General features: G+C 44.2%; 15 protein-coding genes and 1 pseudogene. 10 read left to right on the top strand and 6 right to left on the bottom strand.

Going from position 1 to position 18,156, the window contains the following annotated elements:
- Positions 1–283: 283 nt before the first annotated feature.
- Positions 284–1,219, bottom strand: coding sequence for an SMP-30/gluconolactonase/LRE family protein (locus tag ACMVP2_RS03945; protein ID WP_416866807.1), 936 nt, complete (start codon positions 1,217–1,219; stop codon positions 284–286).
- A gap of 517 nt (positions 1,220–1,736) precedes the next feature.
- On the opposite strand from ACMVP2_RS03945, the gene ACMVP2_RS03940 reads away from it, so the two are divergent.
- From ACMVP2_RS03940 to ACMVP2_RS03930, 3 genes are read left to right on the top strand one after another with little or no spacing between them, the layout of a single operon-like run.
- On the top strand, positions 1,737–2,888 hold the full coding sequence (locus ACMVP2_RS03940) for a dipeptidase (RefSeq protein ID WP_416866806.1): 1,152 nt from the start codon (positions 1,737–1,739) through the stop codon (positions 2,886–2,888).
- 59 nt (positions 2,889–2,947) lie between these two features.
- Positions 2,948–4,942 (top strand): amidohydrolase family protein, encoded by a 1,995-nt coding sequence (locus tag ACMVP2_RS03935; RefSeq protein ID WP_416866805.1) that lies wholly within the window; start codon positions 2,948–2,950, stop codon positions 4,940–4,942.
- An 11-nt stretch (positions 4,943–4,953) separates the two neighbouring features.
- On the top strand, positions 4,954–5,505 hold the full coding sequence (locus tag ACMVP2_RS03930; RefSeq protein ID WP_416866804.1) for a RidA family protein: 552 nt from the start codon (positions 4,954–4,956) through the stop codon (positions 5,503–5,505).
- Between the two features lie 147 nt (positions 5,506–5,652).
- On the opposite strand, the gene ACMVP2_RS03925 is transcribed toward ACMVP2_RS03930, so the two are convergent.
- Positions 5,653–7,074, bottom strand: a complete 1,422-nt coding sequence (locus tag ACMVP2_RS03925; RefSeq protein WP_416866803.1) for a CotH kinase family protein — start codon at positions 7,072–7,074, stop codon at positions 5,653–5,655.
- Between the two features lie 321 nt (positions 7,075–7,395).
- On the opposite strand from ACMVP2_RS03925, the gene ACMVP2_RS03920 reads away from it, so the two are divergent.
- On the top strand, positions 7,396–7,617 hold the full coding sequence (locus ACMVP2_RS03920) for a hypothetical protein (RefSeq protein ID WP_416866802.1): 222 nt from the start codon (positions 7,396–7,398) through the stop codon (positions 7,615–7,617).
- 198 nt (positions 7,618–7,815) lie between these two features.
- Here the strand turns inward: ACMVP2_RS03920 and ACMVP2_RS03915 are convergent.
- From ACMVP2_RS03915 to ACMVP2_RS03900, 4 genes and pseudogenes are all read right to left on the bottom strand, one after another.
- Positions 7,816–8,601, bottom strand: a pseudogene (locus tag ACMVP2_RS03915) (KilA-N domain-containing protein); the annotation flags it as partial.
- A 6-nt stretch (positions 8,602–8,607) separates the two neighbouring features.
- The gene (locus ACMVP2_RS03910) at positions 8,608–9,519 is read right to left on the bottom strand and encodes an IS1595 family transposase (protein ID WP_416866801.1); all 912 of its coding nucleotides are present in this window, start codon (positions 9,517–9,519) and stop codon (positions 8,608–8,610) included.
- A 165-nt stretch (positions 9,520–9,684) separates the two neighbouring features.
- Complete coding sequence (locus ACMVP2_RS03905) at positions 9,685–10,341, bottom strand: hypothetical protein (protein ID WP_416866800.1); 657 nt, start codon at positions 10,339–10,341, stop codon at positions 9,685–9,687.
- Entirely contained in the window at positions 10,341–11,396 is a 1,056-nt protein-coding gene (locus ACMVP2_RS03900; RefSeq protein WP_416866799.1) for a YHYH protein, read from the bottom strand. The genes ACMVP2_RS03905 and ACMVP2_RS03900 overlap by 1 nt, the downstream gene beginning before the upstream one ends.
- A 371-nt stretch (positions 11,397–11,767) precedes the next feature.
- Between ACMVP2_RS03900 and ACMVP2_RS03895 the strand changes: the two genes are divergently transcribed.
- From ACMVP2_RS03895 to ACMVP2_RS03870, 6 genes are read left to right on the top strand one after another with little or no spacing between them, the layout of a single operon-like run.
- Positions 11,768–13,099 (top strand): TolC family protein, encoded by a 1,332-nt coding sequence (locus ACMVP2_RS03895; protein WP_416866798.1) that lies wholly within the window; start codon positions 11,768–11,770, stop codon positions 13,097–13,099.
- An 11-nt stretch (positions 13,100–13,110) separates the two neighbouring features.
- Positions 13,111–14,334, top strand: coding sequence for an efflux RND transporter periplasmic adaptor subunit (locus ACMVP2_RS03890; protein ID WP_416866797.1), 1,224 nt, complete (start codon positions 13,111–13,113; stop codon positions 14,332–14,334).
- Positions 14,335–14,340: 6 nt separating this feature from the next.
- Positions 14,341–15,090, top strand: a complete 750-nt coding sequence (locus ACMVP2_RS03885; RefSeq protein WP_416866796.1) for an ABC transporter ATP-binding protein — start codon at positions 14,341–14,343, stop codon at positions 15,088–15,090.
- Positions 15,087–16,304: an ABC transporter permease gene (locus tag ACMVP2_RS03880; RefSeq protein ID WP_416866795.1), complete on the top strand. Its 1,218-nt coding sequence runs from the start codon at positions 15,087–15,089 to the stop codon at positions 16,302–16,304. The genes ACMVP2_RS03885 and ACMVP2_RS03880 overlap by 4 nt, the downstream gene beginning before the upstream one ends.
- A gap of 4 nt (positions 16,305–16,308) precedes the next feature.
- A complete protein-coding gene (locus ACMVP2_RS03875) occupies positions 16,309–17,346 on the top strand; it encodes a sensor histidine kinase (RefSeq protein WP_416866794.1) in 1,038 nt (345 codons plus the stop codon).
- A gap of 3 nt (positions 17,347–17,349) precedes the next feature.
- Complete coding sequence (locus ACMVP2_RS03870; RefSeq protein ID WP_416866793.1) at positions 17,350–18,084, top strand: LytR/AlgR family response regulator transcription factor; 735 nt, start codon at positions 17,350–17,352, stop codon at positions 18,082–18,084.
- The last annotated feature ends 72 nt before the right edge of the window (positions 18,085–18,156 follow it).

Raw genomic sequence — 18,156 nt, 5'->3', positions numbered from 1 at the left:
TCTTAGGCTGCCTCGTGTGATAAAGGCTTGGTGAAAAGTGTTTATCACACGAGAGGCCAACCATAATGCTTCAAACGCTGAAAAAACAGGCTTGGGGAGAATGACCCTGCCTGAGTTTTACACCACGTTCAAACAGTTAAGCTGGGAGTGGTATTGGGCATCCTGACCCAGTTTATGGGGCTTCGTCAGTGTTTGAAGAATGCTCTTTGGAACAAGGGGTTGGCCTCGTTCCAAAGAGCTTAGCTTTTTTCCTACCGACCTATGAGGCTTCAAAAAATGGCTTTTACTTCTTGATATCTACCGCATATATTGTGCCTGCCATCATATCAGGAACAAGCAATCGTCCTTTGTCTTCTTCCAAATAAAAGTCTGCAGCCGACTGTAGCCCATCAATCAATACCATTGATTCTTCAGTTTGACCATCTATTTTCCAAACTGTGCCCAATGCCCAACTACTGATGTAATAATCGCCATTGCTGTCTTGCTCTACTGCATCGGCACCTCTAAATTGACCTTTCAGGGGCGTTAATTCGCCATCTCGCTTCACCAAAAAATTGCCAAGGAAAAACGCTCCTACCATGATGTCGCCATTGTTGTCAACGCCCACACCATTTGGATTCAACATTAATGGAGAAGTGTCTTGTGCTACCGATACCTGACCTCCCAAATCAACATGATAAATACGCCCCAATTGAGGGACCAGTTTAGCTTGTTCGCTATCGAGCGGCCATAGCTTATTGTTTTCATCACGCATGTATTTTGTTGCTCCCATGTCCACTACATAGATACCTTTGCCGTCCGCATCTACAGCGACGTCATTTAAGTACAACACTTCATAGGGGAAACTCTCTTTGTCAACAAAGATGCTTGCAGTACCCTCTTTATCGACTTGCCAGATGCGGGTCAAATCCGAAAAGTACAAACGATCCCCTATGTAGACAATGCCTTTGGGCTCATCAAAACCTTTCGCAAAAACCTTTACACCGCTTTTGGAAATTTCAACTATCTCACCATCGCCAGCTTCACTACCATTCATTACGGACACATAGTAGTTGCCATTAAATCCTTTTGTGATACTTTCTGGCTTTACACCAACTTTCACCGGAAATTGAATCTCGGGCAGTGAAGTACATCCAGCCGACAGAACCATGGCTATGATTGTCATGCCAAAGATCATTTGTCTAAGGCTATAGTTGGCGTTATCCGACGGTTTTCTCATTTTTCTATTCGTTTAAATGTGTAGTTGCTCTTTTCATGCACACTCAGTGTATGTTGATTCAATCAAATTTAAACAATTTCACCAGATCCATGGCTGCCAACCTGATGGTGGTTGGGTAGAGGTGATTCCAGGCAGTTGATCAGCGATTCAGAATTTACGAACACCCGTTAGCCTATGATTACCACGAGAAGGAAAAAAACTAACTCTTTGGCCAATGGCTCCGGTATGTAGGAATCCTTGCCACGATCGCACGAAGGGAAATGAACAAAAGCAACATTCTGAAGCCTGCCGGGCAGTTTTCCGTCTCACCTGAAAAATTGGAACAAGTGTTTCTTCCTTAGTAAAGCCTTGTTTCTAAACTGAGTTGACAGTTCCCGACTGAACTTCATTATAGACCACCAGCAAATTACCTTTCAAATGAAATATAAGGCTCTTTATGTTTCTGTGAAGGCATGACGTTGACAAAAATAGTATGTTGCCTCCACGAAAAGATTTGTTAACCAACCGCTAGTCAACCATGCCAATCAAAAGAAGAGATTTCGTCAAATTGCTTCCACTCGGTGCGATTTTGCCGGGGCAGATTTTAAGCAGCTTTCCTGCAACAGCTAATGCCGACAGACCCGGCAATCAAAACTCGTCGGGTGATTTCAAGTCAACGCTCAGGCAACAGGATATTGATCAAATATATAAGCGAGCCATCGTTTTCGACGGGTTGATTGTTGGGCGTGGCTGGAATCAGGATTCTTTTAAAGCACTGGATGATTCTGGCTACACGGGTTTCAATGCTTCGTTGGATTCAGGAAGCCTTTCAAAAGCAACTAAAAACCTGGAGGAATGGCAAAAGATCATCAGCGAAAACTCAGGCCGGTTGGTGCTTGCTACGAGTGGCGACGATTTTGTTTCAGCTAAGAAAGAAGGAAAAGTCGCTGTGATGCTGGGTTTTCAGAATTCCACGATGCTTGCCAACTCGACCGACAACCTTGATACCCTGTACAAGGCGGGCACCCGATGGATGCAGCTCACCTACAACGAGCGCAACCTGCTGGGCGACGGATGCACTGAACGAACCAATGCCGGTCTGTCAGACTTTGGCATCGAAGTAGTGGAGCGGATGAACGAGTTGGGCATTATTGTAGACCTGTCGCACTGTGGTGTGCAAACTACCTACGATGGAATAAAATTTAGCAAGGCCGGTGCTACCATCAATCATTCTATGTGTGAAGCGCTGCACAAAAATCATCCTCGTGCAAAAACTGATGAGCAGATTCGGGCCATGGCCGACAAAGGTGGGGTAATGGGTATTATTTGCCTTGGTTACATGATTGGCCCAAACCTGGGCACTGACACAACCCTGGAGACGTACATTGATCACATAGTACATGCGGTGAAGGTAGGGGGAATTGACCATGTGGGGTTGGCTTCAGATTTTGCCATTCAGGGGCTGGAAGCTAGCGGAGCCACACGTGAAAATTGGTATGTGCCACGACTGACTGGTTTCAAAGAATCTTACAAAGTGCAATGGCCACCATGGATTCCCGAACTCGACACCACCGACCGTTATCGCCACGTAGCCAGAGGGCTGGGAAAAAGAGGTTTCAGTTCAGCAGACATCGAGAAAATTCTTGGGCAAAACTGGCTTAGGTATTATCGTGAAACATTAAAGTCGTGATGTTTCATTTTCATTGATCAAAAATTTCTACCCCCCCCCCCATAATTTTTAATAAAAGCATGAAATATTCGATAATCGCATTCTGCATAGCCATTGGCCTCACAACCGCCTGCACGCAATCCAACACATCGGATGGTGCCGGTAAGACCATTTACGATGTTGTATTTCGGGAAAACTTAGCCGGCACTTATGAAAAGTGGAAGACCGCTGATAACAGTTACGGGTACTATTACACATTCACCGACCGGGGTCGTGGGCCTGAATACAAGGAAGAAATTTCATTGAACGGGCAAAATTTCATCACCAGTCAAACGGTGAACGGTGTCAACTACCTGAAGGTGTCAATCGATGAAAGTTTTTTAAGCGACAATGCAACCGCCACCAGCAAAAACTTGATGGGTACTTCGACGAGCGACTTTGATGGAGGTCAACTGTATTTTCGTTATGATGGATCACCCGCAGTGTATGAAGTACTCGCTCAGCTGCTATTGAAGGCTGAAACAGGGAAGGTGGCATTGTATCCGGAAGGTGAGGCAGAGCTAACGAAAAAAATTCCGCTGCAACTCTCCAATGGTGAGTCGGTTGAATTATTGGTAATAAATGGGCTGGACCTGGATCCCACTTATGTATGGATGATGGGCGACCAGATGGTCGGAAAAATAGCTGGCAACCTCCATATCGTCAGAAAAGACTTAAGTGATTTGCGACTTGAAATGAAAAAGTTGCAAGGCGAAATCGAAGATGAAAGCCTTATTGAAGTAGCCAAAAACTTAACGCATAGTTTTGACGAGGCTGTGATTCAAAATGTGAATGTGTTTACCAAAAAAGGAGCATTGCTGGAGAATCAGGATGTGTTTGTGGAGGGGAAAACCATTAAGGCAATTGTTGCAGCCGGAAAAAAGGCTGCTGACAAAGATGCCACATTAATTGATGGAGCTGGCAAAACGCTTATGCCGGGTATGTTCGACATGCATACCCATAATGATAAGTTCAGGGGGCTATTGTATCTGGCAGGAGGCGTGACCTCTGTGCGGGATATGGCAAACAACAAGCAATTGAAAAGCCTGGCTGCTCAATTCGATGACAATGAAATTCTCGGGCCGCACATTGTTGCCTACTGCGGCATCATAGATGGCTCAGGGCCGTATGCCAATCAACGAAACGTAGTTGAAACGCTGGAGGAGGGCCTAGCTGAGATTCAGGACTATAAAAACCTGGGTTACCAGCAAATCAAATTGTATAGTTCCATCAGGCCCGAGTGGGTGACACCGTTAACAGAAAAAGCACATGAGCTTGGCATGCGGGTGAGTGGGCATATACCCGCCTATATGACGGCAACACAAGCCATTAATCAGGGCTATAATGAGATCCAGCATGTGAACATGCTGTTCCTTAATTTCTTATCGGATACGATAGATACCCGAACGCCATTGCGGTTTACTATGCCTGCTCAGCATGGCGCTGACCTTGACCTAAGCTCCAGAGAGTATTTGGATTTTGTAAATCTATTGCTGGAAAAAGATATTCTGGTTGACCCAACGGCGGCCATTTTTGAAAATATGTTGATGGCGCAATCAGGCGAACTAAGTCCGACCTACCAGACGGTTGCAAACAGATTTCCGATCATAGATCAGCGAAGTTTTTACACGGGAGGGCTTTCGAAAGAAGGCGAACAAGTAGCAAGATATAAGGCAAGTTTTGAGAAAATGCTGGCGGTAATTTTTGATTTATTTCAGAAAGGTGTGCCTATAGTTCCGGGCACCGACGGACTGCCTGGATTTTTATATCATCGAGAGCTTGAGCTTTATGTGAAATCGGGGATTCCGGCTGCCGAAGTATTGAAGCTGGCAACAATTAAATCAGCGGAGATTACCGGTGTATCTGAGTCGGTTGGCTCCATTGAGGTCGGCAAACAAGCAGACCTGATTTTAATCGATGGAAATCCTTTGGCGGACATAAGCGACGTACGAAAGGTAGAATGGACTATGAAAGGAGGCAGCCTTTACTATGCACAGGAACTGTACAACTCAGTGGGCGTAAAACATTTTAAATAGACCATTATCACATGCAAAAGATTCATAAGCAATTTTTGATGGTGCAGTTTGTTGCGTTGGCAATAACCGGCTGCAATCAACCGTCGAAACCAGAAGCGGGCTATGACCCGGAAGCCAGGTTGAAAGAACTGAATATCACCTTGCCCACCCCACCATCGCCAGTGGCTAATTATGTCAACGGTGTGCGGGCAGACAACCTGATATTCCTGGCTGGAAAGGGGCCTCGCTATGCAGACGGGACAGAAATCACCGGCAAACTTGGTCAGGATGTTTCCATTGAAAAAGGCTACGAGGGAGCTCGCCTCACAGCCATTAATCAGCTTTCTGTTTTAAAGGCCATGCTTGGAGATTTGAAAAAAGTAAAGCGTATTGTAAAAGTATTGGGAATGGTCAATTCAGACCCAACGTTTGTTGAGCAGCCCAAAGTGATCAATGGTTTTTCTGATTTAATGGTGGAAGTTTTCGGAGAAAAAGGCAAACATGCCCGGGCGGCTATAGGAGTAGCCTCGCTGCCAAGGGGCCAGGCCGTGGAAATTGAATTGGTGGTTGAAGTATATGACTAGAAGTTAAACCAGGGGGCAGCCCGGATCTGTCCGCCTGTTGGTACTGAGAGCCACAAGGCTTGTTTATATGAATTATTAAGCTCGATCCAGTCTTCACCGGAGGCGAAAATTTAATTGATGACGATGCCTTCCTCTGTCGGCTTTCGATCATTGCAGATAAGCTTTCACCGCTGTGGCTCGTTGCGTTGCATGAGTTTTGAGCGTATTTACGGCTGACTGAAATTCAGCACTGCTATTCAGAAATGAATATCCACGTGTTTCGGACGTAGCGTATGGCCCGATCAGCGCAGCGTAGGTGGTGTAGGTTGCTTGCATCGTACTGGCATCAAACACACCATTTATTACCTCTTCAACATAGGTATCATACTGTTCTTTGTACGTCGAATTGGCATACAAATACCCAATAAGTGGCCACTGAGTTGCCGATAGTCCAGAGAAATTTAATGGAAGCGATCCCTCCCTGTTACCGGTTTGTAAAGCTTCGTTGTTGTCCCAGGGAATCCAGGTAAGCAAGTTGTTGTCCGGGTTATTGTACAGGAAGTAATTGTGGGTCATCCTTCCATAAGTATCCCAGTTTTGAATGACTGTGTTTACGGCCAGGTACTTTAGGAATTCGTCGGTATCAAACACTGTCTCCAGGTTCGTTCTCCAGGCAGTAGCATCGCTTGTTCTGGTGCCGGCATGCAGGGCAGTAAACAGGCTCTGTATGTCGGACCAATCGGCTGCATCTTCGTTCGTTTCCTTAACAAAAACAGACTCAGTAAAGGTGCCTGCGGCAAAGCTTGCCCCATCGCCATCGGGTTGATATAAGTTTCCGTCGTTGTTGGCAAATTGAGAATCAATAACCGTATCGTCTACTTCTTCTACGAGCGTGTACAAACCGAAGTAAACCGGGCCATCGCCGTGATCTACATATACCGTGTAAAAGGCAGTGTGCGAACTGGCCAATCCGGCATTTCTAAAAATGTCGGCGGCTACTTTTTCACGAAGGAAGGACTTATCATTGTAGTTGTTTTTAAGGCTTAACTTTTTGAATCCATAAAAACGCTGATTCTTTATTTGCGGATAATCATCTTCAAATTCATCAAAATCAAGTTTGAAAGACAACTTCATATTTCCTGAGCTCCACGTGCTCGACAAACTTGAATTGCCTTTGAACCGAACACCTACCCGATACCATTCTTTGCCTCCATAAAACACTTCAGCAGGAACAAAAACAGGATCCTGGTCTGAGAATGAAGTGCCGCCACCGCCGGGACCGCCGCCGCTGCCACTTGATCCAAAAGTGCCATATAGGTTCGTCATGTCTGCCAGCATCGCTTGCCAACGGCTTGACGTAACAACGATGTCGATTCTCTTCACGGCATTGTCCTCAAAAACCTCGGCAAAATTGGGGTCAGCATCATTGCTGTGGGTTGCTGTAGTCCAGTCCGTTGCCTCAAAGTCCGTGTCGTCGAAAACTACTACAGAACTTTCGGCCTCCTCTTCTGTTCCCGTTGTTTCAATATCCTCTTTTTCGCAGGCTGCGAAGAAAATGAGCAGCATGACAGGGAAGAATAATTTTTTCATAACGAATAGTTTATCATTTGTTAAGCTCTACATGGGGGTTAGACGCAGTTTCCTCTTTGATTCCCTCGGGCATGATTAATTATTTAGGTGACTATATACCAGTTTACACTGATTTCAAAAAAATGTACATTTTGTCCGAAACTGGTCAAAAATTTACTTAGTGTTAAATTTTTTTCGCTTGAAATGGGCTTTTAGCATCCTTTTTATGCAAAATGCAGGTATTTCTTACACGTGTCTTACATTAAGTGTTGAATTTCCATAGTTAGACGTAACTTGTGTAAGTTATCCACATAGATATCCACATTCTAAACTACTTACGTAATGGCTCTTACTGATGATGATTTGGCTAAAATAGCTAAGCTCTTATCCCATGAGCTAAATGGTAAAATGGACAAGAAGTTTGATGAGAAGTTAGCTCCTGTATTTGAAGAGTTTGCAAAGATGGATTTAAAATTCGATAAGCGATTTGATAGAATTGAAGAGTCTATAGATGCAAATGCTAGAAACATTCAAGAGTTAATGGATGGATTAGGGAATAGATAGCTACTGTTCATTAGTATCCTTACTTACATTTTTTAGAGCTTGCGCAAGCCTTTTGTTGAAGGCAGATAACGGCTCACCATCTATTTCCTCAATCGGCCCGACTTCCTTAACTTCTTCGTACTCTATAAAGCTACCAGAAGCGTCTGGAGTTGAAAAAGGACTTTGAATTGTTGCGATGGGAAACGTATTGTTTTTATACAGAGACTTCAATTGATATACCGCCTCTTTTCTCATTTGTAAAAATCTATCTTCTTTTTTAATGCCCTCTCTTATCATCTTTGCGTTGATAGCCTCCATATTTGCTACCACATTGAGTTGATAGACATCCGCTAAGTCTCGCATGTTGAACCCGTTTAGCACCTCTTTTGGATTTTTATCTTTCCATTGCTTGGCGGTCATTCCAAACACCGCCATATTGATGATATCAGCTTCTTCTGCATATACTAACCATTGCCTATCCTTTGGCAATTGGGATATGGGGATAAGGTTATCTTTTATTGAGTCTGTTTGAATATGGTAGTTAACTTTAGCTAAGAATCTATTTACGTCCCATCCGACCTCCTTTCTTTTTGCTTCTTCACCTTTAAGCCGCTGGAATTCTTTGATGAGAAGAAGCTTGAATTCGACACTTAACCAACTAGCAAATTCAAACGCAATATCAACGTGGGCGTATGTTCCTCCATTTTTACCAGCCCTGGAGACTAGTCCGATGGCATTTGTCGCTTCAACCCACTTTTTAGGTGTAAGGTTAAATTTATTCAATCCGGCCTCTTTTTTAAAGGTGTCGAATTCGACACCTTTAAAATCTGGATTATGCATAGTTTCCCATATGCCTAAAAATTCTACGGTGTTTCTATTCCGCATCCAGTTGCGTATGTGATCTTCACCATCTCTGTTTTTAAGCATATCAGTAAGCGATATGTAATCGCTGCTGCTCTGGTCAATAATGGCTATTTGGAGACCATTTATTTCAATCTTCTTTATCATGTCCTATGCAATAAGCTCTTTGTATGTCAATCTATTACCGTTGTTAGCTAGCAATAGATTGAATCTGCTAGCAGTAGTATTGTTTTTTGTGTTGTATCTGTAAACGAATTCGTCCACGTACTTTTGAAGGTGCTTCTTAGATGTAAAGTGATAGATTCCGAAGATACCTCTTTTCAGGATAGACCAAAAACCTTCGATTGTGTTAGTGTGGATACGACCGTTTACATATTCACCGTGGTTGTGCTTTACTACTAAGTGATCGTAAACCCTTGCAAGGCTCTTGTAGCCTGTCCATTCGTCGGTGTATACCATTGCATCTTTTACTCTTTTAATGACCTCAGGAGTCAAAGAATCACTACCTACGCCATCGATTTGTTTTGCGATCAGCTTACCACCTCTTTCGATCATTCCCATTACAGGAGCCTTGTCTTTGGTAGATCGTCCCTGAGAAGCTTCTACCTTCTTATTAGCATGACGGTTTTTATTCTTACCACCAACATATGTTTCGTCAATTTCAACTTCACCATTTAGTTCGCCTTCATTTTCGAAACCGAAACAGTTTCTAATTCTTTGAAGCATGAACCAGCTAGTTTTTTGGGTCACGTCAATGTCTTTTCCTAATTGAAGTGAAGAAATACCCTTTTTGTGAGAAGTAACTAAGAAGATGGCAACGAACCATTTCTGAAGCTCAACTTTTGTGTTGTCGAACATGGTTCCAGTGCGGACATTGAAGTATTTTCCTGTATTTTTACATCTATACTTGCTGCCTTTGCAAACGTAGACTTTAGAGTCTGCATCAAATGGGGATACTACATGCCCATTCCAACGAAGTTCTGTTAGATGGTCAATGCAAGATTGTTCATCAGGGAATGATTTAAGAAGGTCAAGTATTGAAGTGAAGTCTTTGTTTATCATGGCTTTGTCCGTCACTGATAAATCAAAGATAGTAGTTAATTACACAAAATCAAAATGATCTAGTGTAGAATTGTATATAGTCACCATTATTTATTCGCCCGGGAATCAGTCAGCGGCAAGAGATTTTTTGCATAGCACCATGCTCGTCAGGCCCGCCAACCCAGTTCAAATCCAACCGTGGGTTTGAGCTTCTGAAAATTGAATTACCGATTGATAGTTGAACAGGAAAACTGCTGATAACCCAACGATCAGGATGATGACCAGGACGCTCCCGAAATCATTTGAAGCCGTTTCTGCGAGCAGTATTTCATTGTCCTTCAATGTCACATTGAGTTGGTAGTCATTGGCTTCACTCAACACAAACCTGGACCTGGCAAGCCCTTCTTTCACGATGCTGAAGAGGCCCTGACTATGATATATATTTTGAAATCCCTTGTTCTTAACAAACACTTCCTCCACATTTCCAGGCACTCCCGATAGCTCAAAAGCCACTGTGGTGGCATGCCCAAGCATGACCATCCCGTTTTCCAGCGTCACTTCTCTGTCGTTTACCCTGATGTCAATTTGCCCTTTCAGGTGGGTCAAAAGCAATTGGTTGAATTCCTCGGCTGAAGCGTACGAATCTAGGCCGTAAGCATTTCTTACTTCATACTGGAAGGCGGTCATAGAGGCGTTCAGCTGAAGCATCCATTGCCCAGGTTCTTTCTCGATCAGGGTGAATGAGGAAATATCCGGTTGATGCGCAATGGCAGACGTGACAAAAAGGATCGCAACCATGGCAAAAATTGATTTCATTGTCTTTTTCATAGCTGATGTCTTCATTAGTTAATGTATGCTCCCGCCAGGCAGTTAATGAAATTATTAGCGCCGGGTGCATCTACATGGTAATGATAGCCTCTTACGTCGTCATAGTGCCCTCTGCATCCATCCAGGTCGCCCGGTTCGTTTCCATCTTCGTTGAGCTGGGCGTAAATGCCGTGCCCGTCCATCGCATACCCAATCATGGGGGCATGTCCGTCCTTCTGCTTGATTTGTGTGGATACACCTGTGGCGGCGTGGTAATGATAGCCCTGATGCACATTGATGTGGCCACCGGCGTCGTCAAAAGGAGCGATGGTATAGGCACCTAAAATGTTGTCGACCGGCGCCGATGCAGAAAATTCTACGCCATTGAAGGCAATACCACGTGTTTGAGGGCCAAAGCCCATCGCTTCTTGCCTTCGCTCGGGTCGGTTGCCGGGTGCTGGTCTGTCTCCCCGCTCTGGCCTTTGACCTGGTTCAGGTCTTCCGCCTGCTTCCCCGGGTCCGCCAGCGCCCCGTGCAAAATACGCCGATGTGGCAAGCTTTACTGGCGTAGTTGGGATCATCCACGTGCGGGTGACATCAGCGATGTAGTCGGGGATACACTCCACGCAGAAGTTTTTGTAGGCTTCGCCCACGTTGGGGTTGGCTGCGTTGATACAGTCTTCTTCTGTCTTTGTGACATAAATATCGCCGTTAGCGTCATACATCAGCCAGGAGTCATCGTTGTAAAATGTGGCCAGGTTCCTGATGAATTCACCATCCACATCGTGGACTTCTCCGTTTTCAAGCCAAATGCCTCCTGCCTCCGCACCATCAGCAATATTGTCCGGGCACCACGGCCCCATGTCGTGATCAGCAGGCGTACCGGCCACTATTTGGTAGCAGGTTGTTTTTGTGCCGTCCGACAGTGTGCAAGGTACCGTTGAAACTTTCGTCCCCTCCAGGAAGAAGTCCGGGTTGACTGCCACAACTGTTTCTGCCGTTGTATCTCCTTTTAATTCCCCTTTACCACCAATAGATGAACTCAGGACGAATATCATCAATAGCATGGGTACCAGTTTAAATTTCTGCATGTCAATACTTTTGCACGTTTAGACGTGGCTCCCGGATGTATCCCTCATGCGTATCGATTTTTTTTGAAATAAAGGGAGAATCTGGGATTTGAAGAGGTGGCTGCGTCACCTCACGTTAAACGACCTGACCTGCGGAACTGATCAGGCTATAAGCTGGCACCTCCGCTTTACAAAGAGAAGTGCAGCGGCTTAAGAAAAGGTAAGTCAGTTGCCTAAGTATTTCAGAGTGGTGCCAATTGGCTCGCAAGCGAAATGCTTCATCGATAAAACAAGGCGGCTGGTATAGTCAATCTCCTCAATCGTATATTCTCTTTTATTAAGCGACTCTATGATTTCAACTTTGAAGTGTAATAACAAAAACACCAGGAAAAATGAAATCATATCTCCTCATAGCAAGCTTATTATTGGTGCAGCTTTCATTCGCTCAAGAGGCGTCAGACGGCACGATGCCCAAAGTATGGTCATTGCAAGATTGTATCAGCTACGCACTCGAAAACAATATTACTGTTAAGGAAGCGGCATTAAACATCGATATAGCCGAAGTCGACTACAGTAAATCAAAATCTTCGAGGTTGCCTAATGTGTTTGGCAATGCCTCACAAATCCTCTCTAACGGTAATACGATAGACCCCATCACCAGTGAATACATCACTGACCAGATTCACAGTGGAAATGTGGGCATCAGCAGCTCTGTTGTCTTGTTTCAAGGTTATCAAATCAGCAATCAAATCCAGCAAAATAAGTTGCTGCTGGAGCGAAGCGTTCTTCAGGAAGAGGTAGAAAGGAACTGCATTGTGCTGAATCTTCTGGAAACGTACTTACAAGCGTTGTATAGCAAAGAGAGCATTGCTATAGCAGAAAACAATTTGGCAGCTTCAGAAAAAGAGGTGCTAAGGGCCAAGGCACGCCTGGATGCGGAAACAATTGCGCTTAGCGATTACACCGAAGCGCAAAGTCAGGCTGCTACCAACAAATACAATGTGATTGCCGCCAGGAATACCTACCAGCAGTACATCATCGAGTTAAAGCAGTTGTTGGAATTACCACCAATGGAAGTGTTGGAAATTGAGACCATTGATGAAAATGTGGACTTGACAAACCTGAATCTGAATAAGTCAGAGCTCTATTTTAACGCCATCAGCTTTTTGCCGGAGATAAAAGCCACCAACCTGAATATAGCAGCGAGCAGGAAACAACTCGATATTGCCAAGGGCGGGTATTTGCCAACGCTTGCGCTAACCGGAAGCCTTGGTTCAGGTTATTCGAGCTTTAACAACAATACGTTATCGGATCAGTTCAATGTCAATTTCAATCAACGCCTTGGGCTGTCATTAAGCGTTCCCATATTTAACAGGAACCAAACCAAGGCGGCTGTGCAAACGGCTGCGATTAATATTGACAAAGCACAAATACAAAAGCAAAGCGCCGAGAAAGAGGTTTACAAAAAGGTAGAAACTGCCTATCAAAACGCTCTGTCGGCTCAGGAGCAACTTATGGCTGCACAAGCCTCGCAACAGGCTGCCGAACAATCTTACAAACTGGCTCAGACAAAATATGAGTTGGGAGACCTGAGTACTACCGACCTGGTGATAAGTCAAAATACCTATACCAACGCACGACAGAACTATTTACAGGCTAAGTACCTGAACATCTTGTACTATCAATTGCTCCAGTTTTATCAGGGGAACGACATTCAACTTTAACAGAATACAAAATGAAAATTAAAAGAAATATAATTATTGGCACTGTAGCACTGGTGATACTTGCCCTTATAGCCTTCCGTTTCATAAAAGGGGATGACGCAGCGGTTATTGAAGCTAAAACGGTGGCTGCCAGGTTGGCGGATGTTACCACCACGGTAACAGCCACAGGAACGATAGAACCTACCATGCAAGTAGACGTCGGCACACAAGTTTCCGGAGTAGTCGAAAAAATATATGTGGACTACAACAGCGTGGTGAAAGAAGGTCAGCTGATTGCAGAGCTGGATAAAACCAATCTCAGGGCCTCGCTCACACAAACCCGTGCCGCTTATGACAATGCAGTTTTTCAGAGAGACTACATGGAAACTATTTTCGAAAGACAAAAGAAGTTGTTCGAGAACCAGGTCATTAGCAAATCTGACTATGATGATGCATTGTACAATTTTGAAACAGCAAAGGGTACGGTCACGCAACGCTTGTCGGATCTCCAGTCGGCCAGAACTAATTTGAGTTACGCAGATATATATGCACCTATCGACGGGGTAGTACTTTCCCGTGATATCGATGAAGGGCAAACGGTTGCTGCAAGTTTCAGCACGCCTACACTCTTTACCATTGCCCAGGACTTGAGGGAAATGCAGGTGGAAGCAGATGTGGATGAAGCGGATATTGGCCAGGTGAAGGAAGGGCAGAGGGTAACCTTTACAGTCGACGCTTATATGGGTGAAATTTTTGATGGCACGGTGACACAGGTAAGGTTAGACCCAACGGTGACTTCCAATGTGGTGACGTACACAGTAGTGATTAAAGCTGATAACCCCGATTTAAAATTGAAGCCGGGGTTAACAGCCACCATTTCTATTTACACTTTGGAGCTGAAGGATGTATTAACTGCTGAAGCCAAAGCCATTAATTTTAAACCAACACCCTCGTTGTTGATGGCATATAATCAACAGTTGGCCAATACAGGGCCTCCTGAGGGCCCACCAACACCAATTGAAGAAAGTGATCAACCAATTGTTTGGGTGCGTGATGCCAATGGTGCCATCTCGCAAAAGACCGTCACCTTAGGTGCCAGCGATGGCGTGAATGTGCAAATACTGAGCGGGCTTAATGATGGTGATCAATTGGTATACAGCTTGAAATCTCAAAGCAATGAAGAAGTAAGATCTTCAGAAGGGGAAAGTGAAAGCCCGTTTATGCCGAAACCACCGGGAGCAAACAGGAAAAAGTAATCAGCCATGGCAAAAGAAATAATAAAAATCGAAGAGTTGAAGCGTGAGTTTACAATGGGAACAGAGACTGTTCATGCGCTTAGAGGTATTTCATTCACCATACACGAGGGTGAGTTTGTAACCGTGATGGGTTCCAGTGGTTCAGGAAAAAGTACGCTGCTCAACATTCTGGGATGTTTGGATCAACCTTCATCGGGCACTTATGAGATTGATGGAGTGAGTGTAAAGGACCTTAGTAGAAACCAACTGGCGACAATAAGAAACGAAAAAATCGGGTTTATTTTTCAGTCTTATAATTTATTGCCCAGAACCTCAGCCATTGAAAACGTGGAGTTGCCCTTGCTATATAATAGCAAAGTGTCGACCGATGAGCGGAGGAAGCGTGCCATTGAAGCCCTTGAGAAGGTTGGCCTGGGCGACAGACTCCACCATACACCAGCTCAGCTCTCTGGTGGCCAGCAACAAAGAGTGGCTATTGCCAGGTCGTTGGTAAATAACCCCGTGATGATCCTTGCAGATGAAGCCACAGGAAACCTGGATACCCGCACCTCCTACGAAATCATGTCGTTGTTTCAGGAGTTAAACGCACAAGGAATTACCATCACCTTTGTGACCCACGAGCCGGATATTGCGGCGTTTAGTGCCAGAACCATCGTATTAAGGGACGGGCTTATTTTGCAGGACCACAAGAACAATAAGGTACAGTCTGCGGTAGAGCAGCTAGCCAAATTACCTCAAGAAGAACATTCATTATGAGACTCTTAAATCTGTTAAAAATAGCTTTTAAAGCGATAGTTCTTAATAAGTTGAGAACGCTGCTCACCATGCTGGGAATCATCATTGGCGTGGCATCTGTCATCGCCATGCTGGCCATTGGTGAAGGTTCAAAGGAAAGCATTCGTGCTACTATTTCAAGCATGGGTTCTAATATGATTACTATTAGACCCGGCACTGATGACAGAGGCCCTGCAAGAGGAAGTGGGGGTGATGTACAAACCCTTACGCTTGAAGATTATGAAGAGATAAAAGAACAAGCTTCCTTGCTGAGCTACATTACGCCAGTTGTAAATAGTGGCGGACAGGTTATCAATAGTTCCAACAACTGGCCATCTACCATTTATGGTGTCAATCCTGATTATCTAAACATTAAAGTGGTAGATCTGCAAAGCGGTAGCATGTTTACCAATGCCGAAGTAAAATCGGCTTCAAAAGTCGTATTACTTGGGCAAACCGTTGTTGACAATGTGTTTCCTGATGGAGAAGAGCCGGTGGGAAAAATGATCCGATTCAATAATATCCCCTTTAAGGTTATTGGTGTTTTAGAAAAAAAAGGAGAAAATACATTCGGACAAGATCAGGATGATGTGGTGATTGCCCCATACACGACCGTACAGAAACGAATTTTAGCAATAGACCATCTGAATCAAATTATGGCATCGGCGGTTAGTGAAGATGATGCGCCAAATGCAGTAATAGAAGTGACTTCGATTTTACGTGCACAGCACAAACTATTGGATAGTGATGATGATTTTACGGTTCGTTCTATGGAAGAATTGATTTCGACCTTTAGTTCTACCAGCGAAATGCTAACCATTCTTTTAGTGGCAGTTGCCAGCATTTCTTTGTTAATTGGTGGTATTGGCATTATGAATATTATGTATGTTTCCGTTAAAGAGCGCACCAAAGAAATCGGGTTACGTATGGCTGTAGGAGGTAAGGGAGCCGATATTTTAATGCAATTCTTAATTGAAGCCATCTTGATCAGCATCACAGGCGGGGTATTGGGCGTCGTTTTAGGCTTAGGGGCAACTGTTTTTATCGAAAAATTCTTAAGCTGGCCAACAAGCATTGCCATGTACTCCATTGTAATATCATTTGCCGTTTGCGCCGTGACCGGTATCTTTTTTGGATGGTATCCTGCCAAAAAAGCAGCTGCTCTGGATCCGATAACTGCCTTACGCTACGAATAACGGTATGCACAACAACAATAAAATAACGGCCATTTCGCAACTGCTTGTTTGGGCAGGCCTTTTCAGCATGCCCTACGTGTTGTCATACGGCCAGGACCAGGACATCAACAGGGTGATTGCACATTTTTGGATCCCCCTGGTGTTTTCAGCTATTGTGTTTTACCTCAATTACTTTGTGCTGGTAGACCGGTTTTTTTTCACCAAAAAAACACTGCAATTCATCATCGTCAATGCGGTCATCGTTGCAGTCTTCTTGCTGCTGAGAGAACAAATTGAAAGTTCTTTTTTCCCGGATTTTGCCAGAAAAACGCCAAACGGAGAAGATGGGCCCGGGCCGCCGTTTAAAATGTTCATTTATGTGCAGGCGTTATCATACATGGCACCCATTCTCTTTTCAATAACCATTAAAACGACAAGGCAGTGGGTGAAAACTGAAGTTGAGCGAAAGGAAGCTGCCAACTATAAGTTACAGTCGGAGTTGCAGCATTTGCACTACCAGCTCCAACCTCATTTCTTTTTTAATTCCCTCAACAACATCTATGGATTGATAGATGTGTCAGTGGATCAAGCCAAATCTTCGATTCATAGTTTAAGCAAGCTCATGCGCTATATGCTCTATGAAACGAATACGGAACTGGTACCTCTTTCAAAGGAAGTCGACTTTATGAAACGATATATCGACTTGATGAAGCTGCGGCTGTCGGAAGAAACAACAGTGAAATATAGCTTTCCATCAGAAAACTCCGGAATCCAGATAGCGCCGTTACTATTTATTTCGTTAATTGAAAATGCCTTTAAGCACGGAGTGTCGGCCACCAAAGACAGCCTTATTAATATTGCTATGACGTGCAACCATAAGACTGTGGTGTTTACCATTGATAACGACAATTTCCCTAAAAGGACTGACGACAAAAGCGGTTCGGGTATTGGTGTGAAAAACCTGGAAAAGCGACTGCAATTGCTGTACCCAAACAGATTCAAGTTCGAAACCAAGGTAGAGGATGGTCGTTTTTTGGTTCGCCTGGAAATAGAAACAGCATAAGCTATGAGTAACCAAAAACTCACGTGTGTAATTGTTGATGATGAGCCGATGGCACGTAGCATGGTAGAAGCGTACGTCAACAAAACGCCATTCCTGGTGCTTAAAAAGACGTGCAAAAATGCTATTGAAGCAATGGAGTTCTTGAAAGAAGAGCCAGTCGATTTGCTGTTTCTGGATATCCAGATGCCAGACCTCACAGGTATTGAGTTTTCTAAAATGCTACCCAAAGATACACGGGTAATTTTCACCACAGCTTTTAACCAATACGCCGTGGAGGGATTTAAGGTAGAAGCATTGGACTACCTTTTGAAGCCATTTGATTACGCCGAGTTTTTAGCCGCTGCCGACAAAGCGAATAAATGGTTCGCCCTGGTGAGAGGCAATCAGCAGTCACTTCTCTCGGAAGAAAAGGAATTCCTTTTTGTGAAATCTGAATACAAGCAGCTACGCATTAAACTGGCCGATGTGCTCTATTTTGAGGGACTTAAAGACTACATCAAAATATGGCTGAAGGATAATCCGAAGCCTGTGCTAACGCTCATGAGTTTGAAGACGCTGGAGGATGAACTGCCGGCAAACAAGTTTATGCGGGTACATCGTTCGTTCATTGTGTCATTGGACAATGTCGACGTGATAGAACGCAGTCAAATACTCATCAACAGACAGCGGATTTCAGTTTCAGAGCAATACAAGCCGAAATTCCTGGAGTTTATCAACAAGAATTCATTCAATGCCTGATTTGGCCAAAAAACCGGGAGACGGGGTCGGGGTAGAAGGATAGGCTGTTGCCCAAAGCTGTAGTGTTAGAGC

The sequence above is a fragment of the Imperialibacter sp. genome (assembly GCF_048007035.1).
Classification (GTDB): domain Bacteria; phylum Bacteroidota; class Bacteroidia; order Cytophagales; family Cyclobacteriaceae; genus Imperialibacter.
This window is presented reverse-complemented; position numbering and strand designations above follow the sequence as displayed.